The sequence below is a fragment of the Mesorhizobium helmanticense genome, from assembly GCF_003034915.1.
In the GTDB taxonomy this organism is placed as follows: domain Bacteria; phylum Pseudomonadota; class Alphaproteobacteria; order Rhizobiales; family Rhizobiaceae; genus Mesorhizobium; species Mesorhizobium helmanticense.
In genome coordinates this window covers 173,078-191,552 of record NZ_PZJX01000005.1, presented here as the reverse complement: position 1 = coordinate 191,552, position 18,475 = coordinate 173,078, and the positions used below count along the sequence as shown (strand labels likewise).

Here is an 18,475-nt window from a genome sequence, read left to right as displayed (position 1 = left end):
GCCTTGCGGCCGGCTTACCACATCGTCTTCTTTGCCCGTTCAGGCCATTCCTTGTCGTAGGCCTCTCCGTCGATGTTCTTGCGGCTGGTGACCTCCAGGATCTTTCCCGGTGTCGGCAGCGATTTGGGGTCGACATGTCTTGCCGGGTTCCACAGTTCCGATCGGACAATGGCCCGGGCGCACTGGAAATAGACTGAATCGACATCGACAATCGTGACCGAGCGCGCCGGCTTGCCTTCGACGGTGAAGGAGGCGCAAAGTGCGGTGTCGGTGGTGATGGTGGCGCGGCCGTTGACGCGCAGAGTGGTGCCGGAGCCAGGCACCAGGAACAGCAGCCCGACGCGCGAATCCCTGATGATGTTTTTCAGCGAATCGGCACGGTTGTTGCCGCGCCGGTCCGGCATCATCAGGGTTTTCGGGTCTTGGATACGCACGAAGCCGGCAAGATCGCCGCGTGGCGAGCAGTCCAGCCCTTCCGGCCCACAGGTCGCCAGCGCGACGAAGGGCGAGGCTTCGATGAAGGCGGCGTATTCGGGGATGATATGGTCGAGTTCCTTGACCACCGACGCTTCGCCCGGCAGGCCATAAAGGGCTTCGAGCTGTTCGACCGTGGTTATGGTGGACATTTTTTCGTCTCCGAAAACCTTTGCCGGCGTTACACCAACTCCATGACGTTCTAGCGACATGACGTAGCGACGCGCCAGCGGCTGGCAGTCAGGAAACGGGTGTCGAGGTGACGACATAATAGGGCAAGCCGTGCTGATCGCATGAAACGGATCGTGCTGGCAAACGGAGATCAACAATGGACGAAACACCCGGTCAGCGAAGCACCGCCATGGAACTTCTCGAAAACATGTTCGACGTTGAGATGCGCTTCCTGCGCTCGGACTCCGACAGCGTCGATATGCTTGCCGGCGCATTCCACGCCGAGGTCGTCGTGCATGAGCCGCCATCGCTTCCCTATGCCGGTGACTGGGAGGGCCTGGACGGCATCGGGGCTCTTTTCCACAAGATGCGGGAAATATGGAGCGATGTGGCTGTGGAAGGTCTTCAGGCCGCCCAAAACGATGACATGGTGTACATGAGCTGTACGCTCCGCCTGACTGCTCGTGCAAATGGTGCCGTTGTCGCACAGCCATTTGCGGAAGTTTTGCGTTTCAAGGACGGTCGCCTGATCGAAGGCACGCCGTTTTACCATGACACCAACGAGATTCTGACGACTCTTGGGTCGCCGGGGATTGCGGCAGAGGTTGCCTAACGATCGCGGCTCAGGCCCTTCTCCTGCAGTTCGGCGAGATAGGCGACCCAGTGTGCCTCCTTCTCGTGGCCCAGCGTGTGCAGGTAATTCCAGGTGAAGATGCCGGTGTCGTGGAAATCGTCGAAGGTGATGCGGACGGCATAATTGCCGACCGGCTCGATCTTGAGGATCGCGACGTTGCGCTTGCCGGGAACGGTCACGCGCTGTTCTGGTGAATGGCCCTGCACTTCGGCCGACGGCGAGGCGACGCGCAGAAGCTCCGCCGGCAATTCGATCGGCCGATGATCGGGGAAGGTCACGGTCAGCAGCCTGCGGTCCTTCGAGACCCTGAGTTCCTTCGGCGCCGCCATGGTGATAGATCCCGCATCGATGTGCCCTTCCCTACGCCGCTTTGCGCAGCGGGAAAAGGTCGCTTTGAAACTTCCGACACGATCTGTCGGCGGCGGGATGTTACCAAAGATCGAGACGTTCTATCTTGAATGGCGGGCTGGATCGTATCACATAGCTAGATAACGACGCCGTTCGCGGCCACGGGAAGCGCATAGCATGGACATGATCGATCCTTTCGGTCGCACGATCAGCTATCTCAGGGTGTCGGTCACCGACCGCTGCGATTTCCGTTGCACCTATTGCATGGCCGAAGACATGACGTTCCTTCCCAAGAAGGATCTTTTGTCGCTTGAGGAACTCGACCGGCTGTGCACGGTCTTCATCGAAAAAGGTGTCAGGAAACTGCGCCTGACCGGCGGCGAGCCGCTGGTGCGCAAGAACATCATGCATCTGGTGCGCCAGCTTTCGCGTCACCTCAAGAGCGGCGCTCTGGAAGAACTGACGCTCACCACCAACGGTTCGCAGCTTTCGCGTTTTGCCGCCGAGCTCGCCGATAGTGGGGTCAAGCGCATCAACGTCTCGCTGGATACGCTCGATGCCGACAAGTTCCACCAGATCACCCGCTGGGGTAATCTCGGTAAGGTCATGGAGGGCATCGACGCCGCCCAGGCGGCCGGCCTTAAGGTAAAGCTCAACGCGGTGGCCCTGAAGGATTTCAACGACGCCGAGCTGCCCGACATGCTGCGCTGGGCGCATGGCCGTGGCATGGAATTGACGGTCATCGAAACCATGCCGATGGGCGAGATCGACGCCGATCGCACCGACCAGTATCTGCCGCTGTCGCTGCTGCGCGCCGCACTGGAGCGGCAGTTCACGCTGACCGACATTCCCTTCAAGACCGGCGGTCCGGCCCGTTACGTCCACGTCGCCGAGACCGGCGGCCGCCTCGGGTTCATCACGCCGATGACGCATAATTTCTGCGAGAGCTGCAACCGCGTCCGGCTGACCTGCACCGGCACGCTCTATATGTGCCTGGGCCAGGAGGATGCCGCCGACCTGCGTGCGCCGTTGCGCGCGTCCGAAGGCAACGAATTGGTCGCTGACGCCATCGATGAAGCCATTGGCCGCAAGCCGAAGGGCCATGATTTCATCATCGACCGGCGCACCAATCGTCCATCGGTGTCAAGGCACATGAGCGTCACCGGCGGCTGATTCTTTCACCAACTTCGTGCAAGATCACTTCCGGTCATCAGGCGTGGAGGCCCGGAATGAGGCGCGTTCAATCGATTCTGGTGTTGTTTGTGACGATAGCGGCAACCACGTCGGTTGCCGCCCCGTTCACCTATACCAATGCGCGCTTCGGCACCGTCTGCACCTTTCCGGATGAGATTTTCACTGATCGCCAGCCTGAGCCCGACAATGGCGACGGACAGCAATGGCTCAGCACCGACGGCGCCAGCCTGACCTGCTCGGGCATCCTCAACATCGATGAAGATACCCCGAAAGGTTTCGTCGCCGCCGAGAAAGCCCGCGAAGGGCCAGGCTACGAGATCACCTACAGCAAGACCGGCAAGGACTGGGCGGTGCTGTCAGGCCTGAAGGGCAACAACATCTTCTATGAGCGCCGTCTGTTCGGAAAGGATGGCGTCATCCGCACGGTCTGGATCGACTATCCGCCTGCCCTTAAGTCGAAATACGACCCACTCGTCGGCCAGATCGCGAGCAGCCTCAAAGGGCCGTGAGCCTTCCGGTCACACCCAGAAAAAGTCCCAATCCGCAAGCGGTTGCTGATTTACCACTGGAGCGTTCCAGCCTAGCCTTCCCTCCGGAGCGGCTCTTCGTTCCATGGGGGAATACATATGCGCAAACTCGTTCTTTCTCTGGCATTGCTTGGCCTTGTGTCCGTGCCCGCGGCTGGCCAATCGATCGGCGGCACCTACACGGTCGCCGGCACCAATTTCGACGGATCGGCCTATGGCGGCGAGGCAACCGTCACGCTGACCAGCGAGACGACCTGCACGATCCATTGGGAAACTGGCGGCTCGTCCTCGGATGGCATCTGCATGCGAAACGACGATGCCTTTTCGGCCGGCTACGTCATGGGCAAGGCGGTCGGTCTTGTCGTCTACAAGGTCCAGGAAGACGGTTCGCTACACGGTCTGTGGACGATAGCCGGCAAGGATGGCAACGGCACCGAGATACTGACGCCGCAATAATTCCGTGGCACTTGCAGGCGGATGGTGTGGGCCACAACGAAGCCTGTGGCCCAGCCCTTTGACGTTGCTGTCTTGCGACCGGCTGCTACAGGCTTAATGCAAAGCGCAACCGGTGACGCCCTTTGCTTCTTTCCCCAAATTTGCGCGGCGCGCTGTTCATGATGGTGGCGATCGTCGGCTTCACCCTCAACGACGCGATCACCAAGGTTTCGTCGGAAACGATGAACATGGCACAGGTCATGCTGATCCGGGGCGTCTTCGCCTCGCTTTTCGTCGGCTTGCTTGCCTGGCACGGCGGCGCGCTTGCCCGACCGAGCTCGATGCTGCAGCCATTGGTGGCGATACGGGTGATCGGCGAAGCCGGCGCCACTGTCGCCTTCCTCGTTGCCCTTGCCCATTTGCCGATCGCCAATGTCTCGGCCGTGCTGCAGGCGCTGCCGCTGGCGGTGACGATGGGCGCAGCCCTGGTGTTCAACGAGGGCGTCGGCTGGCGGCGCTGGCTGGCCATCGCCATTGGATTCGCCGGCGTGCTGATCATTGTGCGGCCAGGCTTTGAAGGGTTCAGCGTCTATTCGCTGCTGGCACTGGTTTGTGTCGCCTTCTGTGCGGTGCGCGACCTCGCCACCAAGCGCATTCCCAAGGCCATTCCGTCCTTGCTGGTGTCGACCGCCACGGCATCTGCCATGACGATCCTGGGGGCGGCGCTGCTTTCGCCGATGGGCGGCTGGACGCCGATGACGGCGGAAAGCACGGCGCTGCTGGCGCTCGCCGCTGTGCTCGTGGTCATCGGTTATCAGTTCATCATCATGGCGATGCGGGTGGGCGACATCTCCTTCATCGCGCCGTTCCGCTACACTGCCCTGCTCTGGTCGATCCTGCTTGGCCTCGTCATCTTCGGCGACGTTCCAGACCTTCCCATGACCGTGGGCGCCACCATCATCATCGGCTCCGGCCTCTACGCGCTTTACCGCGAACGGGTCGTCGGCCGGCAAAAACCTGCCACCGAAAGCGCTGGACCCGACATGGCACCGGACGGCATATAGGCCCAATCGTTGAAGACCGTCCGATTGTAACGGATGTATAGGCAGCTGACGATGGGCCAAGACATTGCAGGGATCATTCTGGCCGGTGGCCGGTCGCGGCGAATGGGCGGCGGCGACAAGAGCCTGCTTGCGCTTGGCGGCGACAGCCTGTTGGGCCATGCCGTCTCGCGCTTTGCGCCGCAGGTCGGACCGCTGGCGCTCAGCGCCAATGGCGATCCTGCACGGTTTGCCGGGATTGGACTTCCGGTGCTTGCCGATGTGGTGGAAGGCTTTGCCGGCCCGCTTGCCGGTATCCTGACCGGCCTCGAGTGGGCTGCCGCCAACACGGCCAGCGAAACACTCGCCACAGCTGCCGGCGACACGCCCTTGCTGCCGCGGGATCTGGTTGAACGGCTGGTCGCGGCGGCCGGCGCACGGCCCGGTTCGATTGCAGTAGCCTGTTCGGGTGGCAAATGGCATCCGACCTTCGCGCTCTGGCCGACAGAGGCGCGCGCGGCCCTGCGGCGTTTCCTGGTCGACGAGGACATCAGGCGTGTCTCCGCCTTCATCGACCGGCATGGCTTTGTCGAGGTGGAGTTTTCGCTGCTGAAATCCGGCGAGCACGAGATCGACCCGTTCTTCAACATCAATACACCAGACGATCTTGCGGCGGCCGCGCGTCTGTTGCAGAGCATTAAGCCATGATGAGACGCGTCTTCGGCATCACCGGCTGGAAGAATTCCGGCAAGACCACACTGACCGAAAAGCTGGTCACCGAACTTGCCCGGCGCGGCTGGAAAGTCTCGACGGTCAAGCACGCCCATCACGATTTCGACATCGACACGCCGGGGACCGACAGCTTTCGCCACAGGCACGCCGGGGCTACGGAAGTCGCCATCGTTTCGGGCAGGCGCTGGGCGCTGATGCACGAATTGCGCGGTGAGGACGAACCAGAGCTGGACGAAATCCTGTCGCGGCTGGCGCCATCCGACATCGTGCTGGTCGAAGGCTACAAGCGCGAGACGCACAACAAGATCGAGACGCGGCGTCTGGAGGCCAGGGACAGGACACCGCTTTCGACAGGCGATCCGCATATCGTCGCCGTCGCAGCCGACTTTGCAGTCTCCGGCGAAAGCCTGCCGGTCTTTGATCTCGACGACACGAAATCAATTGCCGACTTCGTCGAGCGCACGACGGGTTTGACGCGCTGACGGCACGCCGGAAGACCACTCGGTCGCCGCTTTCCTTTCCCCCGCGCCTGCCCCAGCGTCAGCATTTTCCGGGAATACAAATCCCGCAACTGACGGTTTTGCAGTTGCTTTTTCTTGGAAAATATTGGGAGTATTGCGCCAGCGGGCGGTCAAAAGCACCGCCCACAGAGCCGTTAGGGACGACGGCCGGGACCATAAAGAGAGGACTATCATGCGTATTGCACTGCGTATAGCGCTCGCCGCATCGGCGGCGCTGCTGACGCTTGGCGTTGCCCAGGCTCAGGAAAAAACCTTGAGAATCGGCACTGAAGGTGCCTACCCCCCGTTCAACAACCTTACCGCCGACGGCCAGCTCGTAGGCTTCGACATCGACATCGCCAAGGCGCTTTGCGACGAGATGAAGGTGAAATGTACCTTCGTTGCACAGGATTGGGATGGCATCATCCCGGCACTCCAGGCCGGCAAGTTCGACGCCATCGTCGCTTCGATGTCGATCACGCCGGAACGAGCCGAGAAGGTCGACTTCACCCACAAATACTACAACACTCCCTCGGCACTCGCCGCACCGAAAGACACCACGCTGAAGGGCGTGACCAAGGAGGATCTGGCTGGCAAGACCGTCGGCGTTGCCACCACGACAACGCACTTCAACTATGCCTCGAAGACCTACACGGACAGCACCATCAAGGGCTATCCGAGCAGCCCCGAGGAGCAGGCCGATCTCGCCAATGGCCGTCTTGACGCCATTGAAGACGACATCGTCGTGCTGAGCCAATGGCTCGACACGCCGGACGGCGCCTGCTGCAAGATCCTCGGCACGCCGAACCCGCAGCCGGTCGAAATCTTTGGACCTGGCGCCGGTATCGCCGTGCGCAAGGGCGAAACCGATTTGGTCAACCAGTTCAATGCCGCCATCGACGCCATCCGCGCCAATGGAAAATACAAGGAAATCAACGACAAGTACTTCAAGTTCGACGTCTACGGCGGCGAATCCTGACAACTCGGTCACGACGGCGGGGATACCCCGCCGTCGTCCATCCTCGTCTTGGGAACCGTCACGGAGATTAAGACCGATCCATGCCGAGCCAGAGCATATGGACGCTTCTCAGTTGGGGACCGGATGGCTGGCTTGACGACATTGCTTCTGGTGCGATGGTCACCGTCGCGCTTGCGCTGGCCACGCTGCCCATCGGCCTGACGATCGGTTTCTTCATAGCGCTGGGCAAGCAATCAGAAGAACCTTCGTTGCGCCTCGCCGCCAACGTCTACACGACAATCTTCCGCGGCCTGCCGGAACTGGTGACGCTTTTCCTGTTCTTTTTCGGCATGCCGATTCTGCTGCAGCATCTCATCAGATATTTCCGGCCCGAAGCGACCATCGACGTCAACGGCTTCGTCGCCGGCATGATCGTGCTTGCCCTGATCTTCTCATCCTATGCCAGCGAGGTTTTTCTTTCCGCTTTCCGCGCGATACCAAAGGGCCAGTATGAGGGCAGCTACGCGCTTGGCCTTTCGAGCTGGCAAACGATGCGCAAGGTGATCTTGCCGCAGTTGCTTCGCATCGCCTTTCCCGGCCTCGAAAACTGCTGGCTCGCTTTGCTCAAGGACACATCGCTCGTGTCGATCGTCGGCCTTGCCGAAACGCTGCGCAACGCCGGTGTGGCCGCCCGCGTCACCAAACATTCGTTTCTGTTCTACAGCGTCGCGGCGCTGGTCTTTCTTGTCCTGGCCGTCCTGTCGTCATTCGCCACCAATGCCATTTTGCGCTCGCTGGGAAAGCGGGAGGCGCAACGATGAGCGTCACAGCCGCAATCGTCGAACGGCCGCCGCCACAGGCGCGAGGCTGGCCGCGCAGCCGCATCATCGGCTACGCGCTTGTTAGTCTGTGGATCGCTTTCGGCCTGGGCATCGTTGCCTATTTGGTCTTTGCCTGGAACGCCGAATTCTTCGCCAAATATGCACCGGCCTATCTGAAAGGGCTGGAAGTCACACTATCGCTGGTCGCCATTTCGATGGTGCTTGGCGCCATCCTGTCGGTGCCGGTCGCCTATGGCCGCATGTCGAAGAACCCTGTTCTTTCCGGCCTGGCCTATTGTTATGTCTACTTCTTCCGGGGCACGCCGCTGCTGGTCCAGACCTTTCTGGTCTACTACGGGTTGGGGTCGTTCAGGCCAGAGCTCCAAACGATTGGGCTGTGGTGGTTCTTCCGCGAAGCGTTCTACTGTGGCGTCTTCGCCTTTGCGCTCAACACGGCCGCTTACCAGGCGGAAATCCTGCGCGGCGCCATCGAGAGCGTTCCAAGGGGCCAGTGGGAAGGTGCTGCCTCGCTTGGGCTGCACAAATTGCAGACGCTGCGCAAGATCATCCTGCCGCAGGCACTGATCGTCGCCTTGCGGCCCTATGGCAACGAACTCATCCTGATGATCAAGGCCTCCGCCATCGTCGCCATCATCACAGTCTATGACTTGATGGGCCAGGCCAAGCTTGCCTTTGCCAACTCGTTCGACATCCAGGCCTATATCTGGGTCGCCATCGTCTATCTGGTGATGGTCGAGATATTGCGCCACGCGATCGAATGGATCGAGCGCCGGATCACCATTCACCTGAAACGCTGATGCGGTCCGGCGCCGGCCGCTCCAAAAATCGATTCCGATTTTCCGGGCCATGCGCTAGAGCTTCCGCAGCGAATTCTGTTTCTGTGGAAGGTAAGCCTATGGCATCGGTGGCATTTCTTGGTCTTGGCGTGATGGGATATCCGATGGCCGGGCATCTCAGGAACAAGGGTGGCCACGACGTCACCGTCTACAACCGCACCAGGGCAAAGGCCGAGCAATGGGTTGGGCAGCATGGCGGCAGCCTTGCCGCGACACCGGCCGAGGCTGCCGAAGGCAAGGATTTCGTCTTTTCCTGCGTCGGTAACGACGATGATCTGCGCTCAGTGACGATCGGCGGTGGCGGCGCTTTCCAGTCGATGAAGAAGGGAGCCATCTTCATCGACAACACCACTGCGTCGGCCGAAGTCGCGCGCGAACTGGCGGAAAAGGCGCAAGTACGCGGGTTTTCGTTTCTCGACGCACCGGTTTCCGGCGGCCAGGCAGGCGCCGAGAACGGCGTGCTGACGGTAATGGTCGGCGGCGAACAAAAGGCCTTCGACAAGGCGCAGCCTGTCATTGACGCCTATGCCCGCATGGTCGGGCTGATGGGACCGGCAGGTGCCGGCCAGCTCACCAAGATGATCAACCAGATATGCATCGCCGGTCTTGTCCAGGGATTGGCCGAGGGCATCCATTTCGGCAAGAAGGCCGGGCTCGACATCGAGAAAGTCATCGAGGTGATCTCCAAGGGCGCGGCCGGCTCGTGGCAGATGGAGAACCGCCACAAGACGATGAATGCCGGCAAGTACGATTTCGGCTTCGCCGTCGACTGGATGCGCAAGGATCTCGGCATCTGCCTGGCGGAGGCCGACCGCAACGGCGCCAAGCTGCCGGTGACGGCACTTGTCGACCAGTTCTACAAGGATGTGCAGGCGATGGGCGGCAAGCGCTGGGATACGTCCTCGTTGCTGGCGCGACTGGAAAAATAGGTTCGCGGTGGCCGAGCTTTCGCCTCAATCCAGCGCCGAGGAAATTGTCGCCCATCTGCGCTCGATCGGCTCGGAAGAGAATCGCCTCGGCATGCTGCGCTATGGCATCAAGATCGAACGCGCGCTCGGCATCTCGCATGGCGTGCAGCGGCAGATTGCCAAGAAAATCAAGGGCAACCATGAGCGTGCCTTTGAGCTATGGCAGACAGGTATCATGGAGGCGCAGTTCATCGCTTCCGTCACCGCCGACCCGAAGCGGTTTTCTGCCGCCGATGCAAGAGGATGGGCGGCGTCTTTCGACTCGTGGGATATCGTCGACGGTGTCTCCGATCTCTTTGTCGACACGGACTCCTGGAGGGAACTGATCTACGAGTTCGCGGCCGACGAACGGGAATTCGTTCGACGCACGGCTTTTGCCATGATGGCATGGTCGGTCGTCCACCGGAAGAAAGAGCCAGCGGCAACCTTCCTCGACTTCCTGCCGATCATCGAAGCGCATGCCACCGACGGCCGCAATTTCGTGAAGAAGGCCGTGAACTGGGCTCTTCGTTCGATCGGCAAGCGCTCGATGGATATGCACGGCCCTGCCCTTGCCTTGGCGCAAAGGCTGGCTGCCTCAACCGACAAGACGGCGCGGTGGATCGGCAAGGATGCGGTGCGGGAACTTTCCGATGCCAAGACACTCAATCGACTGGCGGCGAAGACAAAACAGGGCAAGTGATCTGTTCCTTGGGGGAGTCGATCTGGACCAAGGCGTTGACGCTGTCGGCAACGGCGGCTTTACTCGGTTGCAAAGGGAAGCAGCCAATGAGCATCCGCCTTAAATCAACCATGGGCTTCACAGCCGCGTTGCTGCTGCCCATCGCGTCGGCAAACGCCTCTGCGGAAACCGCGCACATATTCTGGAAGGATCTGCGTCCCGCAACGCAGGCCGCCGCCGAAAGCGTCGGACTGCCGATGATCGCGGCAAAAATGCCCGATCATGGAGAGACGCTGTCGCTCGATTTGCAGGACAAGACCGTCCAGCTTGCAGGCTATGCGCTACCGGTCGACCGTGACGGCGACCTCGTCTATCAGTTCCTGCTGGTGCCCTGGACGGGCGCTTGCAGCCACATGCCGACGCCGCCGCCCAATCAGATCGTGCTGGTCACCCCTGCCCATCCCTACACGATGTCGGAGGCCTACCAGCCCGTCTCCGTCACCGGCGCCTTGAAGCCAGGCATGGAGAAAAGCCAGCTTTTCATCCTCGACGGCGTCAGCGTCATCCAGTCGGGCTACACGATGCGCAAGGCCGAGGTGGTGGGGGTCGATAAGGTGCCGGACACGATCACGCTGCCGGTGAATTCGCCGTGGAGTTTCCTCAACAAAAAGAAGAACTAAGCGACCGAACCTCAGGCAGCGTTGGCACCCGATTCCTTATCGAGCACCATATAGTCGAGCGGCATTTCAGTCGTGTATTTGATCTGCTCCATGGCGAAAGACGACGACACGTCGCGGATTTCGATCTTGGCGATCAGCCGCTTGTAGAAGGCGTCATAGGCGGCAATGTCGGGCACCACCACGCGCAAGAGATAGTCGACGTCGCCGCTCATACGGTAGAACTCGACCACTTCAGGAAATTCCTGGATGACCTCCGAAAAACGCCGCAGCCATTCATGGCTGTGTGAATTGGTGCGGATCGATACGAAGACGGTGACGCGCACATTGACCTTCTCGTGGTCGAGGATGGCGACGCGCCGCTTGATCACGCCTTCCTCCTCGAGCTTCTGGATGCGTCGCCAGCAGGGCGTCGTCGACAGCCCGACTTTCTTGGCGACATCGGCGACCGCGAGCGTCGCGTCCTCCTGCAGGAGGCGAAGAATTTTTCTGTCAAGGCGGTCCATTGGGTGCTCCCCTGGTGCCTGTCGCCGGGAGAACGACGTGCACAAAACAAGAATTCAAAGCGCGTCAAATGTTCCCTTCAACGCGATGCGTTTTGGGGAATAGATTGGCTATAGTCCCTCTTATTTTGGCCTTTCACAAGAAAGAAATTCTGCCAAATGGCACAAAAGCGAGTGTTTTCTTGCTGACACCTCAGCCGAGGCGATAGCGGATTTCCGACCGCAGAAATGGCAGCAAATCCATTTCAAACCACGGGTTGCGCTTCAGCCAGCCGGTGTTGCGCCACGAGGGGTGCGGCAGCGGCAGCACTTTCGGGTTGCCGGGTGCATCCCAGATCGCCCGCCAGTCCATCACCGTCTCCGTCAGCGACGGGCGGCGTGCGACACCCATATGCCAGGATTGCGCATAGATGCCGATCGTCAGCACGAGGTCGATGCGCGCCATCAGCGCCATCAGCGGCGCGCGCCATGCCGGTGCACATTCACGGCGCGGCGGCAGGTCGCCGCCCTTGGCATCCTGGCCCGGAAAGCAGAAGCCCATCGGCACGATGGCGAATTTTGAAGTGTCGTAGAACTCTTCGCTGCTGACGCCCAGCCAGTTCCGCAGCCGATCGCCGGACGCGTCGGTGAACGGCATGCCTGATATATGCACCTTGGTGCCTGGCGCCTGGCTGGCAATCAGGATGCGGGCGCTCGGCGAGGGTCTCAGTACCGGGCGCGGCTCGTGCGGCAACGGCCGGCCAATCGGATTTTCTACGCAGATGCGGCAGGCGCGTACTCTCGCCGTGAAACTGTCGAGTTCTTCGCGCATTCCGAGGCCCATTCTCAGGCGGCGGCGCTTGGCCGGCTTGAGATCGCCTGATGCCAGCGCAGCACGTTGGCGCAGTCATCCGGCACCCTGATCCGCGCCGGCTTCATGAAGTCGATGGCGATCAGCCCGGTGATGTCGGCGATCGAATAGGCGTCGCCGGCGACAAATTCCCGTTGCGCCAGTTCGCCGTCGAGCAGCCTCAGGAACTCGACGGCTTTCGGCTTGTTGGCCTCGCCCCATTCGGGGATTTGCGGAATCTCCCAATCCTTCATCGCCGGGTGAATGTGCCGGAACGCGGCGGCGACGCAAACGAGCAGGTTGAGCTCAATGCGCCTTTGCCACATCTCGACCCTGGCCTTGCCAAGCGCGCCGCGTCCGAACAGCGCCGGCTCCGGATGCAGTTCCTCGAAATAGCGGCAGATGGCGACGGATTCGGTGATGATTGTGCCATCGTCGAGTTCGAGCACCGGCAAACGCTGCAGCGGGTTGCGCGAGCTGACCGGCTGCTGCCTGTGCTCCAGCGCGCCCATGTCAACGGACACCAGAGGGACCTCCAGCCCCTTCTCGGCGAGGAAAACGCGAACCCGCCGTGGGTTGGGGGCGCGGCCGCCGTCGAAGAGCTTCATTCCATCCTCCCAGTCCTCTGGCTCGTTGCGACAACTATAGGGTTGTCATCACCAGAAGCGAAAAATTTCTCGCAAGGCGTCGCCGATCGAAGCCAGAGTGCCGTGCTTCCTTTCGACCATTTCGTGACCGTGGCTCTCGCGCCAATCATGCGGTTCGTCGAAGGTGCCGGCCCAGATGCCGGCCTTGCCGCTACGCGCGGCAGCTTGCTCAGTTTCGAAGTCGCCATAGGCGATCGCCCAGCCGGCTTCGACCTGGGCGCGATTGAGATCCTTGCCGCCGGCCTTGCACTCGCCGAGCAGCCTTCCGTAGCGGTCGCGCTGCCAGCCGGTGCAGGAGACGGGTTTGCCGGATATCAGTCGCACCAGCGACTGTCGCGCCAGCTTGCCGCAGGCATAGTCGGCGCCGTCCCTGCGGCAGATTTGCGAATATTCCGGCGCGTCGATGCCGCGCATGCGGATGCGCTCGGTGCCCAGCGTGATCGTATCGCCATCGTTGACGATCGCCGCCCCTTCCGTCTTGCGTGTCTCGATCCGGTCGAGGCGTGCGGCCAGGAGGATCAACGGACCAAGGGCAATGACGGTCAGCCCGTAGTCCACCAGCCTGCGCCACAGGCTTGGCGGCCGCGGCGGAGCGTACCGTCGGCGCGGCCGCCGCGACCACGAACGGCTCATATGGCAAACCGTTGGTTAATCATTCGAACGTAGCTTAACAATTTGAAACCGCTGCCCGCATAAATTGAAGTTTCCATGCCCTTGCAACGCTCGAACACAGCGGACAAGTTTATTGTGGACCGCAGGAAACGCCATCGCAACAGCGATGTCGCGCGCGCGGTCCGCAAGACGCGCGACCGTCTTTCGCAGCAGGCGGGCAATCCTGATTTCGATCGCGAGCTTCTGAAACTCCACGCCCGTTCGATGATCGGCAGCGCGATCGCCGTTCCGCTTCTCGTCCTGGCGGTTGCCGCGACGGGCCTGTTTGCCGGAATGGGCAAGGGGATCGGCGTCTGGGCACTCTTCATGCTCATCTGCTACGCCATCGTTGCATTGATGGCCGGGCGCATCGACCGCACGGAAGCCGCCGAAGTCAACCCGCTGCAAACGCGCAGGGATTTCCTGATCGGCCATTTCCTTTGCGGTCTGGGGTGGGCCTGGTTCGCCTGGCTCGGCTGCGACGCCTGCCAGATCGACCAGTTCCATCTGGTCAAGGCGGTCGTGCTGCTGCTCGCCATGGCGGCGACGGCGCTCACGGCCTCGTCGCTGCACGGTGCATTGCTGGCGATCTTCGCCATTCCGGTGGCGGTTTATGCCTATGCCGGTGCAAGGCTGGGGACGCCGGTTGAACTGATCATGGCCGGATTGCTGATCGTATCGCTGCCCTTTTTCGCCTATGTGGCGCGCCATCTTAATCGCGCGTCCCTGATGCTTCTGTCGTTCCGCTCCGAAAAGGATGCGCTTGTCGCCGAGGTGGAGACGGCGAAGTCGATGTCGGACGAAGCGCGGCGGCGGGCGGAAGACGCCAATCTGGCAAAGTCGCGGTTTCTGGCATCGATGAGCCATGAGCTCAGGACGCCGCTCAACGCCATTCTCGGTTTTTCCGAGGTGATGTCGAACGAGGTGCTCGGACCGATGAGCAACCCCACCTATCGCGACTATGCTCGCGACGTCCATGAGTCCGGCCAGCATCTGCTCGATCTGATCAACGAAATCCTCGACCTTTCGCGCATCGAAGCTGGCCGCTATCAGCTCAACGAGGAACCGATGATGCTGCTCTCCGTCGTCGAGGATTGCTGCCACATGATGGAGCTGAAGGCGCGCAACAAGGATATCCGCATCGTCCAGGATTTCGAAAGCGCCTTACCGCGCCTGTTTGCTGACGAGCGCGCGGTGCGGCAGATCGCCCTCAACCTCTTGTCCAACGCCATCAAGTTCACCGCGACCGGCGGCGAGATCCGCGTGCGCGTCGGCTGGACGGCCGGTGGCGGGCAATATCTCTCGGTCAAGGACAATGGCCCTGGCATTCCGGAGGATGAGATTCCGGTTGTGCTGTCGGCTTTCGGCCAGGGCTCGATCGCCATCAAGAGCGCCGAACAAGGCACCGGGCTTGGCCTGCCGATCGTGCAGGGCCTGCTCGCCATGCACGGCGGCGAATTCGAACTCCATTCCAAACTGCGTGAAGGCACCGAGGCGATCGCCATCTTTCCGCTGAGCCGGGTGATGGAGGAATTGCCGGCGCTGCCGACCAAGGCGGTTGCAGCGCGTAGGCGTTGAAGGTTTAGCCGCGAACCGCCGCCGCCATGCCCGAACTGGTGAGCGCCGCCGCCTTGACCAGACCCGCGGCAAGTGCCGCCCCTGCCCCTTCGCCGTGGCTGATGCCCAGATCGAGGAGAGGACGAAGGCCGAGCCGCTCGGCGGCCCTTGTATGTGCAGGCTCCGGCGACAGGCCGGCAAGAAGACAATGTTCCAGTGCGGCCGGGTTGGCGGCATGAAGCACGGCGGCCGCCGCTGTCGCCGCAACGCCGTCGAGCAACACCGGGATCTTCTGCATCCGAGCGGCGAGGATGGCCCCGGTGATCGCCGCGAACTCGCGGCCACCGACCCGGCGCAATGCTTCGAGCGGATCCCTGAGGCTGGTGCCGTGGAAAGCGATCGCGGCATCGACCGCTTCCGCCTTGCGCGCCTGCATCGCCGCATCGGCGCCCGATCCAGGCCCGACCCAGTCGGCGCCCTTGCCGCCAAACAGCGCCGCAAACAGAGCCGCGGCGACTGTTGAATTGCCGACGCCAAGATCGCCAAGGCACAGCAAATCGGTGCCGCCGGCGATCGCTTCCATGCCGAAGGCCATGGTGGCGGCGCAGCCGCGCTCGTCCAGCGCTGCCTCCTCGGTGATGTCGGCGGTCGGAATGTGCAGCGCTAGATCGAACACTTTCAGCCCGAGGTCGTTGGCGATACAGATCTGGTTGACTGCGGCACCGCCGGCCGCGCAAAGCTCGACCGCGTTCGCGGTGGCCGCGACGGGACGTGGCGAAATGCCGTGGCGGGTGACGCCGTGATTGCCGGCGAAGATCGCCACCAACGGCCGTGTCACCGCCGGCGGTGCCCGGCCGCTCCAGGCGGCGAGCCAGGCTGCAATGTCCACGATGCGGCCGAGCGAATTCCCGGGCTTGTCGGCCTTGGAAAACAACGCTCGGACTTTGGTTTCGGCCGCCGTATCGGCCGGCGGCAAGGCCGCCAGAAGGTTGCGAAAATCGTCGAAGGGCAGCGCACTGGTCATGGCGTTGAGGATCATCCCCTAAGTCTGACGAGCGACATAGCCGCGTTGCACGGCCGGCACAACCTCCTGCCGGTGCCGCGATAGCGCTTGCCGGCGGCGCATTCCGGAGGGCTTGCATTGGCCTTGCCGTTGCACCATGTGGAAGCGAGACAAGGGATTCCTTGGGAATCCCAAGAGAACATCATGACGGCCATAGAATCCCCGTGCATCCTGGTCTGCTCGATCGATATGAAAACCGGCTTCTGCTTCGGGTGCGGTCGCACGCGCGAAGAAATCGGCGCCTGGATCGACATGACGCCGGAAGCACGGCGAAATGTGATGGCCGAGCTGCCGGCCCGGCTGGAAACGGTCGAACGCAGGCCGCGTCGGGAAACGCGCCGCACCCGCCTCTCTCGTGAACGCGACGCGCTATCGTGAACCACCCATGAACCGACTCTTCTGGATCTTGATGATCGTGATCGGGGTGGGCGTGGCCCTGCTCATCTTCAACGATTCCGCCGGCAGCACGTTCGGCGTCGAGAACAACGATTTTGGCCGGCTGATCTGGCTTGGCGCATTGGTTGCGCTCATCGGCGCCGGCCTGCTCAGATCCGGCAGACCCTTGGGCACCATGGCCCGTAGCCTCGGCACTTGGGGCGTCATCGTGCTGGCGCTGATCGCCGGCTACCAGTACCGCTACGAATTGCAGGATTTCGCCAGCCGGGTCACCGCCGGGCTCGTTCCCGGCAGTCCGCTGGCGCTGGGTGTGGAGGACGGCCACGCCACGGTGACGCTGGACAAGGCCGACAACGGCCATTTCGAAGCGCGCATCATGGTCAACGGCACGCCGGTCCGGGCCGTGGTCGACACCGGCGCGACCAGCACCGTGCTGACAGCGCAAGACGCGCAGGCGGCTGGCTTCAATCCGGCCACGCTCAATTTTACGATACCGGTCTCGACCGCCAACGGCATGGCGCGCGCGGCGGGCGTGAGAACCGACGAATTGGCGATCGGCGGCATCGTTCGCAAGAACATGCCGGTCATGATCGCCGCACCCGGCATGCTCAGCCAGAGCCTGCTCGGCATGAATTTTATCGGTTCGCTGTCGGGTTTCGATGTGCGCGGCGACCGCATGATTTTGCGCGACTAACCCTCAGGCGGCTTCCGCGCTTGCCCTGACCAAATCAACCGCGGCGAAGGCGGTTTTCAGCACGTCCGGCCCAGCGCCGGGCCGTGTCGCGTCGGTGGAAAGGATCTGCCGATAGCGGCGTGCGCCAGGCAGGCCATGGAACAGGCCGACCATGTGACGGGTGACATGGCCAAGCCGGCCGCCCCGCTCGATATGACGCGCCGCGTAAGCCGCCATGGCATCGATCAGTGCGGCAAAGTCGAACGGCTCGGATTTGCCGCCATAGAATGCGGCATCGACGCCCGCCAGGATGCCCGGCGTGTGATAGGCGGCGCGGCCGAGCATGGCCCCGTCGACATGATCTATGTGCCTAAGTGCCTCTTCGAGCGATTGAATACCGCCATTGATGCCGATGAATTCATTCGGCTTTCTGGCTTTCAGGCGATAGACCCTGTCGTAGTCGAGCGGTGGGATGTCACGGTTTTCCCTTGGGCTGAGCCCTTCCAGCCAGGCCTTGCGGGCATGCACCCACAATGCGTCGGCGCCGGCGGAAAAAACGCCGTCCGCCAGCGCGTCGAGCGCTGGCTCCGGATCCTGTTCGTCGACGCCGATGCGGCATTTGACGGTGACGGGGATTTTCACGGCGGCCTTCATCGCCGCGACGCAATCGGCGACGAGAACCGGCGTCTTCATCAGGCAGGCGCCGAACGTGCCCGACTGGACGCGGTCCGACGGGCAGCCGACATTGAGGTTGATCTCGTCGTAGCCGGAGGCTTCGCCTATGCGCGCCGCCTCGGCAAGCTTGCGCGGATCGGAGCCGCCAAGCTGCAATGCGACCGGATGTTCCGCGTCATCAAAGCCGAGCAGCCGCTCGCGCGCGCCCTGGATGATCGCGTCGGCCACCACCATCTCGGTGTAGAGCAGCGCCCGGCGCGTCAACTGGCGATGCAAGAACCGGCAATGCCGGTCCGTCCAGTCCATCATCGGCGCCACGGCCACTCTATGATCTTGATTTTTCAGCATTTTTTCTTTAGCATCAAATCGTTAGAACCTGCCGAGTGCACACCAATTTACGCCAGAATGGCGAGCGCAGGTCCGTCGCAAAGGTCGCTACGTCAGCGAGACCTTCCTGCGCCGAGACGACGCACGGCGCTGGGCA

General features: G+C 62.0%; 24 protein-coding genes. 16 read left to right on the top strand and 8 right to left on the bottom strand.

Translation table 11 applies throughout. The features are described 5' to 3' along the window. Positions 1 to 14 precede the first annotated feature (14 nt). The gene (locus C9427_RS03220; protein WP_107647750.1) at positions 15 to 626 is read right to left on the bottom strand and encodes a pyridoxamine 5'-phosphate oxidase family protein; all 612 of its coding nucleotides are present in this window, start codon (positions 624 to 626) and stop codon (positions 15 to 17) included. 176 nt (positions 627 to 802) lie between these two features. Here C9427_RS03220 and C9427_RS03215 point away from each other — a divergent pair, with 176 nt between their 5' ends. Next, on the top strand, positions 803 to 1,258 hold the full coding sequence (locus tag C9427_RS03215) for a nuclear transport factor 2 family protein (RefSeq protein WP_107647749.1): 456 nt from the start codon (positions 803 to 805) through the stop codon (positions 1,256 to 1,258). Here the strand turns inward: C9427_RS03215 and C9427_RS03210 are convergent. Further along, complete coding sequence (locus tag C9427_RS03210) at positions 1,255 to 1,608, bottom strand: gamma-butyrobetaine hydroxylase family protein (RefSeq protein WP_107647748.1); 354 nt, start codon at positions 1,606 to 1,608, stop codon at positions 1,255 to 1,257. The two genes, C9427_RS03215 and C9427_RS03210, sit on opposite strands and share 4 nt — an antisense overlap. A gap of 196 nt (positions 1,609 to 1,804) precedes the next feature. Here C9427_RS03210 and moaA point away from each other — a divergent pair, with 196 nt between their 5' ends. From moaA to C9427_RS03150, 12 genes are all read left to right on the top strand, one after another. After that, the gene (gene moaA, locus C9427_RS03205; protein WP_107647747.1) at positions 1,805 to 2,800 is read left to right on the top strand and encodes a GTP 3',8-cyclase MoaA; all 996 of its coding nucleotides are present in this window, start codon (positions 1,805 to 1,807) and stop codon (positions 2,798 to 2,800) included. Positions 2,801 to 2,856: 56 nt separating this feature from the next. Beyond that, positions 2,857 to 3,330, top strand: coding sequence for a hypothetical protein (locus C9427_RS03200; protein WP_107647746.1), 474 nt, complete (start codon positions 2,857 to 2,859; stop codon positions 3,328 to 3,330). A gap of 117 nt (positions 3,331 to 3,447) precedes the next feature. Continuing rightward, entirely contained in the window at positions 3,448 to 3,804 is a 357-nt protein-coding gene (locus C9427_RS03195) for a hypothetical protein (protein WP_107647745.1), read from the top strand. Positions 3,805 to 3,926: 122 nt separating this feature from the next. Further along, positions 3,927 to 4,847, top strand: coding sequence for a DMT family transporter (locus C9427_RS03190; RefSeq protein WP_107647744.1), 921 nt, complete (start codon positions 3,927 to 3,929; stop codon positions 4,845 to 4,847). Positions 4,848 to 4,898: 51 nt separating this feature from the next. Next, complete coding sequence (gene mobA, locus C9427_RS03185; protein ID WP_107647792.1) at positions 4,899 to 5,531, top strand: molybdenum cofactor guanylyltransferase MobA; 633 nt, start codon at positions 4,899 to 4,901, stop codon at positions 5,529 to 5,531. Beyond that, positions 5,528 to 6,037 (top strand): molybdopterin-guanine dinucleotide biosynthesis protein B, encoded by a 510-nt coding sequence (mobB, locus tag C9427_RS03180; RefSeq protein WP_107647743.1) that lies wholly within the window; start codon positions 5,528 to 5,530, stop codon positions 6,035 to 6,037. The genes mobA and mobB overlap by 4 nt, the downstream gene beginning before the upstream one ends. A gap of 211 nt (positions 6,038 to 6,248) precedes the next feature. Further along, positions 6,249 to 7,034 carry an ABC transporter substrate-binding protein gene (locus tag C9427_RS03175; protein WP_107647742.1) on the top strand — a complete coding sequence of 262 codons (786 nt, stop codon included), beginning with the start codon at positions 6,249 to 6,251 and terminating at the stop codon, positions 7,032 to 7,034. 80 nt (positions 7,035 to 7,114) lie between these two features. Next, entirely contained in the window at positions 7,115 to 7,834 is a 720-nt protein-coding gene (locus C9427_RS03170; protein WP_008875835.1) for an ABC transporter permease, read from the top strand. Beyond that, the gene (locus C9427_RS03165) at positions 7,831 to 8,652 is read left to right on the top strand and encodes an ABC transporter permease (RefSeq protein ID WP_107647741.1); all 822 of its coding nucleotides are present in this window, start codon (positions 7,831 to 7,833) and stop codon (positions 8,650 to 8,652) included. The genes C9427_RS03170 and C9427_RS03165 overlap by 4 nt, the downstream gene beginning before the upstream one ends. 98 nt (positions 8,653 to 8,750) lie before the next feature. Then, positions 8,751 to 9,620: an NAD(P)-dependent oxidoreductase gene (locus C9427_RS03160; RefSeq protein WP_107647740.1), complete on the top strand. Its 870-nt coding sequence runs from the start codon at positions 8,751 to 8,753 to the stop codon at positions 9,618 to 9,620. 7 nt (positions 9,621 to 9,627) lie between these two features. Next, a complete protein-coding gene (locus C9427_RS03155; RefSeq protein ID WP_107647739.1) occupies positions 9,628 to 10,341 on the top strand; it encodes a DNA alkylation repair protein in 714 nt (237 codons plus the stop codon). Between the two features lie 86 nt (positions 10,342 to 10,427). Further along, entirely contained in the window at positions 10,428 to 11,000 is a 573-nt protein-coding gene (locus C9427_RS03150; RefSeq protein ID WP_107647738.1) for a DUF3299 domain-containing protein, read from the top strand. An 11-nt stretch (positions 11,001 to 11,011) separates the two neighbouring features. Here C9427_RS03150 and C9427_RS03145 read toward each other — a convergent pair whose 3' ends face one another. The 4 genes from C9427_RS03145 to C9427_RS03130 form a co-directional block, all read right to left on the bottom strand. After that, on the bottom strand, positions 11,012 to 11,503 hold the full coding sequence (locus C9427_RS03145) for an Lrp/AsnC family transcriptional regulator (protein ID WP_006333679.1): 492 nt from the start codon (positions 11,501 to 11,503) through the stop codon (positions 11,012 to 11,014). Between the two features lie 190 nt (positions 11,504 to 11,693). Beyond that, positions 11,694 to 12,386 (bottom strand): uracil-DNA glycosylase family protein, encoded by a 693-nt coding sequence (locus C9427_RS03140; protein ID WP_107647737.1) that lies wholly within the window; start codon positions 12,384 to 12,386, stop codon positions 11,694 to 11,696. Next, positions 12,326 to 12,937 (bottom strand): glutathione S-transferase, encoded by a 612-nt coding sequence (locus C9427_RS03135; protein WP_107647736.1) that lies wholly within the window; start codon positions 12,935 to 12,937, stop codon positions 12,326 to 12,328. The genes C9427_RS03140 and C9427_RS03135 overlap by 61 nt, the downstream gene beginning before the upstream one ends. 48 nt (positions 12,938 to 12,985) lie before the next feature. Continuing rightward, positions 12,986 to 13,609 carry a thermonuclease family protein gene (locus C9427_RS03130; RefSeq protein WP_107647735.1) on the bottom strand — a complete coding sequence of 208 codons (624 nt, stop codon included), beginning with the start codon at positions 13,607 to 13,609 and terminating at the stop codon, positions 12,986 to 12,988. Positions 13,610 to 13,684: 75 nt separating this feature from the next. Between C9427_RS03130 and C9427_RS03125 the strand changes: the two genes are divergently transcribed. Beyond that, positions 13,685 to 15,205 carry a sensor histidine kinase gene (locus C9427_RS03125; RefSeq protein ID WP_107647734.1) on the top strand — a complete coding sequence of 507 codons (1,521 nt, stop codon included), beginning with the start codon at positions 13,685 to 13,687 and terminating at the stop codon, positions 15,203 to 15,205. A gap of 4 nt (positions 15,206 to 15,209) precedes the next feature. Here C9427_RS03125 and C9427_RS03120 read toward each other — a convergent pair whose 3' ends face one another. Then, positions 15,210 to 16,208, bottom strand: a complete 999-nt coding sequence (locus C9427_RS03120) for a nicotinate-nucleotide--dimethylbenzimidazole phosphoribosyltransferase (protein ID WP_107647791.1) — start codon at positions 16,206 to 16,208, stop codon at positions 15,210 to 15,212. 183 nt (positions 16,209 to 16,391) lie between these two features. Between C9427_RS03120 and C9427_RS03115 the strand changes: the two genes are divergently transcribed. Beyond that, positions 16,392 to 16,625: a DUF1289 domain-containing protein gene (locus C9427_RS03115; RefSeq protein WP_107647733.1), complete on the top strand. Its 234-nt coding sequence runs from the start codon at positions 16,392 to 16,394 to the stop codon at positions 16,623 to 16,625. A 7-nt stretch (positions 16,626 to 16,632) separates the two neighbouring features. Next, a complete protein-coding gene (locus C9427_RS03110; protein ID WP_107647732.1) occupies positions 16,633 to 17,337 on the top strand; it encodes a TIGR02281 family clan AA aspartic protease in 705 nt (234 codons plus the stop codon). 3 nt (positions 17,338 to 17,340) lie between these two features. Here C9427_RS03110 and dusA read toward each other — a convergent pair whose 3' ends face one another. Next, the gene (gene dusA / locus C9427_RS03105) at positions 17,341 to 18,339 is read right to left on the bottom strand and encodes a tRNA dihydrouridine(20/20a) synthase DusA (RefSeq protein ID WP_107647731.1); all 999 of its coding nucleotides are present in this window, start codon (positions 18,337 to 18,339) and stop codon (positions 17,341 to 17,343) included. Positions 18,340 to 18,475: the final 136 nt, after the last annotated feature.